The organism is Tahibacter caeni (assembly GCF_024609805.1).
Classification (GTDB): Bacteria; Pseudomonadota; Gammaproteobacteria; order Xanthomonadales; family Rhodanobacteraceae; genus Tahibacter; species Tahibacter caeni.
In genome coordinates, this window is sequence record NZ_JANFVR010000402.1 from 1 (window position 1) to 3,772 (window position 3,772).

The 3,772-nt window shown below is 70.0% G+C and carries 3 protein-coding genes; all 3 read left to right on the plus strand.

The features are described 5' to 3' along the window. Window positions 1-2,102 (plus strand): translation initiation factor IF-2 (gene infB, locus NON22_RS21570; RefSeq protein ID WP_257389058.1); only part of this gene is annotated, 2,102 nt, incomplete at its 5' end. Window positions 2,103-2,411: 309 nt separating this feature from the next. Continuing rightward, the gene (rbfA, locus tag NON22_RS21575) at window positions 2,412-2,774 is read left to right on the plus strand and encodes a 30S ribosome-binding factor RbfA (RefSeq protein WP_257389059.1); all 363 of its coding nucleotides are present in this window, start codon (window positions 2,412-2,414) and stop codon (window positions 2,772-2,774) included. A 158-nt stretch (window positions 2,775-2,932) separates the two neighbouring features. Beyond that, a partial coding sequence (gene truB, locus NON22_RS21580) for a tRNA pseudouridine(55) synthase TruB (protein ID WP_257389060.1) occupies window positions 2,933-3,772 on the plus strand: 840 nt, incomplete at its 3' end.

Here is a 3,772-nt window from a genome sequence, read left to right on the forward strand (position 1 = left end):
CGTCGCGTCCGTCCGCGCCGCCGTCGCGTCCGTCCGCGCCGCCGGCCGCCGGCGACGCGCGTCCGCCGCGCCGCGATCCGACCACGCATCACGTGCCGCATCGTCCGGCCGCGCCCGCCAAACGTCCGGAAGACAACCAGCAGAACCGCGGCAATCGCGTGAAGCACGGCTCGCACCGCATGACCGAAGGCCTGCCGGCCGACGTCGCCCATCGCTTCGCCGGCGGCGAACTGCACCTGACCGCCGAAGAGCGCGCGCGCCGTTCCAGCCGCAAGAAGCCGCGCGGCAAGCCCGACATCAGCCGCATCACGGGCCAGCACGGCTTCGCCAGACCGACCGCGCCGGTCGTGCGCGAGATCGCGCTCGGCGACGCGATCATCGTCGCCGACCTGGCCGCGAAGATGGCGGTCAAGGGTTCCGACGTAGTCAAGGCGCTGTTCAAGATGGGCGTCATGGCCACGATCAACCAGACCATCGATCACGACACGGCCGTGCTCGTCGTCGAGGAACTCGGCCACAAGGCGGTCAAGGCCACCGACGACGACGCCGAGTCGGCGCTGCTGGCTCATTCCGAAGCCGAGCAGGGCGAGAAGGAGACGCGCGCCCCGGTCGTCACGATCATGGGCCACGTCGACCACGGCAAGACCTCGCTGCTCGACTACATACGCCGCACGAAGGTGGCCGCGGGCGAGGCCGGCGGCATCACGCAGCACATCGGCGCTTACCACGTGACGACCGACAAGGGCGTGATCACGTTCCTCGACACGCCGGGCCACGCGGCGTTCACGTCGATGCGCGCGCGCGGCGCCAAGCTGACCGACATCGTCGTGCTGGTCGTCGCCGCCGACGACGGCGTCATGCCGCAGACCGTCGAAGCGGTCAAGCACGCGCGCGCCGCCGGCGTGCCGATGATCGTCGCGGTCAACAAGATGGACAAATCCGAGGCCAACCCGGACAACGTCAAGCAGGGCCTCGTGCAGCACGAAGTCGTGCCGGAAGAGTGGGGCGGCGACACGCAGTTCGTGCCGTTGTCGGCCAAGACCGGCATGGGCGTGGACGCGCTGCTCGATGCGATCCTCGTGCAGGCCGAAGTGCTCGAGCTGCAGGCCGTGCGTGAAGGCCGCGCTTCCGGCGTGGTCATCGAGTCCAGCCTCGACAAGGGCCGCGGTCCGGTCGCGACCGTGCTCGTGCAGACCGGCACGCTCAAGCGCGGCGACTTCGTCGTCTGCGGCGTCGAGTACGGCCGCGTCCGCGCGATGTTCAACGAGTCCGGCCAGCAGGTGAACGAGGCCGGCCCGTCGATTCCGGTGCAGGTGCTCGGCCTGTCGGGCGTGCCCGACGCCGGCGACGATTTCGTCTCGGTCGCCGACGAGCGCCTGGCCAAGGACGTCGCCCAGCAGCGCAACCAGAAGCGCCGCGAGTCGCGCCTGATCAAGCAGAGCACGAAGCTCGAAGACATCATGGCGACGATGACGCAGGGCGGCGAGCAGCAGACGCTGAATCTCGTCGTCAAGGCCGACGTGCAGGGTTCCGCCGAGGCGCTGCGCGACGCGCTGACCAAGCTGACCAACGAACTGGTCAAGGTCAACGTGATCGTCTCGGGCGTCGGCGGCATCACCGAGTCGGACGCGACCCTCGCGGCCGCCTCGAAGGCCACGATCATCGGCTTCAACGTCCGTGCCGACGCGTCGGCGCGCAAGGTCATCGAGACCAACGGCCTGGATCTGCGCTACTTCTCGATCATCTACGACGTGATCGACCAGGTGAAGCAGGTCGCGTCCGGTCTGCTCGGCATGGAAGTGCGCGAGGAGATCATCGGCGTCGCCCAGGTGCGCGAGGTGTTCCGCAGCTCGAAGTTCGGCGCGGTGGCCGGCTGCATGGTCATCGAGGGCTTCGTCAAGCGCAACAAGCCGATCCGCGTGCTGCGCGACAACACCGTGATCTTCCAGGGCGAACTCGAATCGCTGCGCCGCTTCAAGGACGTCGTCGACGAAGTGCGCAACGGCATGGAGTGCGGCATCGCGGTCAAGCAGTACAACGACGTCAAGCCCGGCGACCAGATCGAGTGCTTCGAGCGCATCGAAGTGCAGAGAACGTTCTGAGACCGCAGCGACGTGGCCGCCGCGGCTCCTGCGCCCGGCTGCTCGTCCCCACGCCCCGCCGCCCTTGCGTCCGCAAGGGACGGCCGGGCCGGCCCGTCGGGCCGTTCAGAACAATCAGAACCTGCGGTTCCGAGCGATCATTCTTCACCCCCTCGACTCAAGGGGGCTCCAAAGCAGCAGTGCGCCGTGCGATGGCGGATACCATGGTGCGAACGTACCGATCACGTCCGGCTGCATGATCTGCAGCGGCCTCGCCGCACTACCGCGCACGCCGCCATCGGCCTGCCCGAGCAACGGGAGTAGAACGCCATGCCCACCACCTTCAACCGCGCCGACCGCATTTCGGCCGAGCTGCGCCGCCTCGTCGGCACGATGGTGCACGAGGTCGTCCGCGACAACGCGCTGCCATCGGTCAGCGTGTCCGACGTCGAAGCCTCGCGCGACCTCGACGTGGCGACGGTCTACGTGACCGCGCTGCTCGCCGAGCAGGGACCGCCGGCCGTCAAGCTGCTCAACGAGATGGCCAAGGACTTCCGCCGTGAGCTGTCGCGCATCATGAAGATCCGCCGCGTGCCGGAGCTGCGCTTCAAGTACGACGATTCGGTCGACAAGGGCGAACGCATCGAGCAGCTGCTGCGCGCCGACCGCGAGCGCGGTCCCGCGCAGGATTGATCCGTTCGCCGCTTCGGCGCCGCCGCCGAAGCGGCGATTCCGCGCACCGGCGGCCGCGGCCGTCTCCGCGTCAGCCGGACCGGTTGCGGTACCGCCGTGCGTGCAGCGTGTCCGGCGCGCCGCCGGACGACAGACAGCCGGTTCCAGAACGTCACCGCATGAGCAAGAAGAAAGATCCCACCCCCTGGCGCGAGGTCCACGGCATCCTGCTGCTGGACAAGCCGCCGGGCCTGAGCTCCAACCAGGCGCTGCAGAAGGCGCGGCGCCTGTTCCTCGCGGCCAAAGGCGGCCATACCGGCAGCCTCGATCCGATGGCCACGGGCCTGCTGCCGCTGTGCTTCGGCGAGGCGACCAAGATCGCCGGCTATCTGCTGGGCGCGGCCAAGGCGTACCGGGCGACCGTGCGCCTCGGTGCGACGACGACGACGGCCGACGCCGACGGCGAGATTCTCCAACGCCGTCCCGTGCCGGCGCTCGACACGGCCGCGATCGAGGCCGCGCTCGCGCCGCTGCGCGGCCGCATCGTCCAGGTTCCGCCGGTCTACAGCGCGCTGAAGCTCGCCGGCGTGCCGCTGTACAAGCGCGCGCGCGACGGCGAGGACGTCAGCGCCGCGCCGCGCGAGGTAGAGGTGTTCCGGCTCGACCTGCTGCGCCGGGCTGGCGACGAGCTCGAGCTCGACGTCGAATGCGGTTCGGGCACCTACGTGCGCAGTCTCGCGCGCGACCTCGGCGAGGCGCTGGGCTGCGGCGCCCACCTGACCGGCCTGCGCCGGACCTGGATCGACCCGTTCCGCGAGCCGCGCATGTATGGCCTGGACGAGCTCGAACGGCTGCTGCTGACCCAGGGCCGCGAAGCGATCGACGCGCTGCTGCTGGACACCGACGCTGGCCTCGCCGCGCTGCCGGCCGTGGCGCTGGACGCGGCCCAGGCGCTGCAGCTGGTCCAGGGCCAGCCGGTCGCCGGCTGCGGCGCGGCGCGGGCGCTCTGCCGCGTGCAC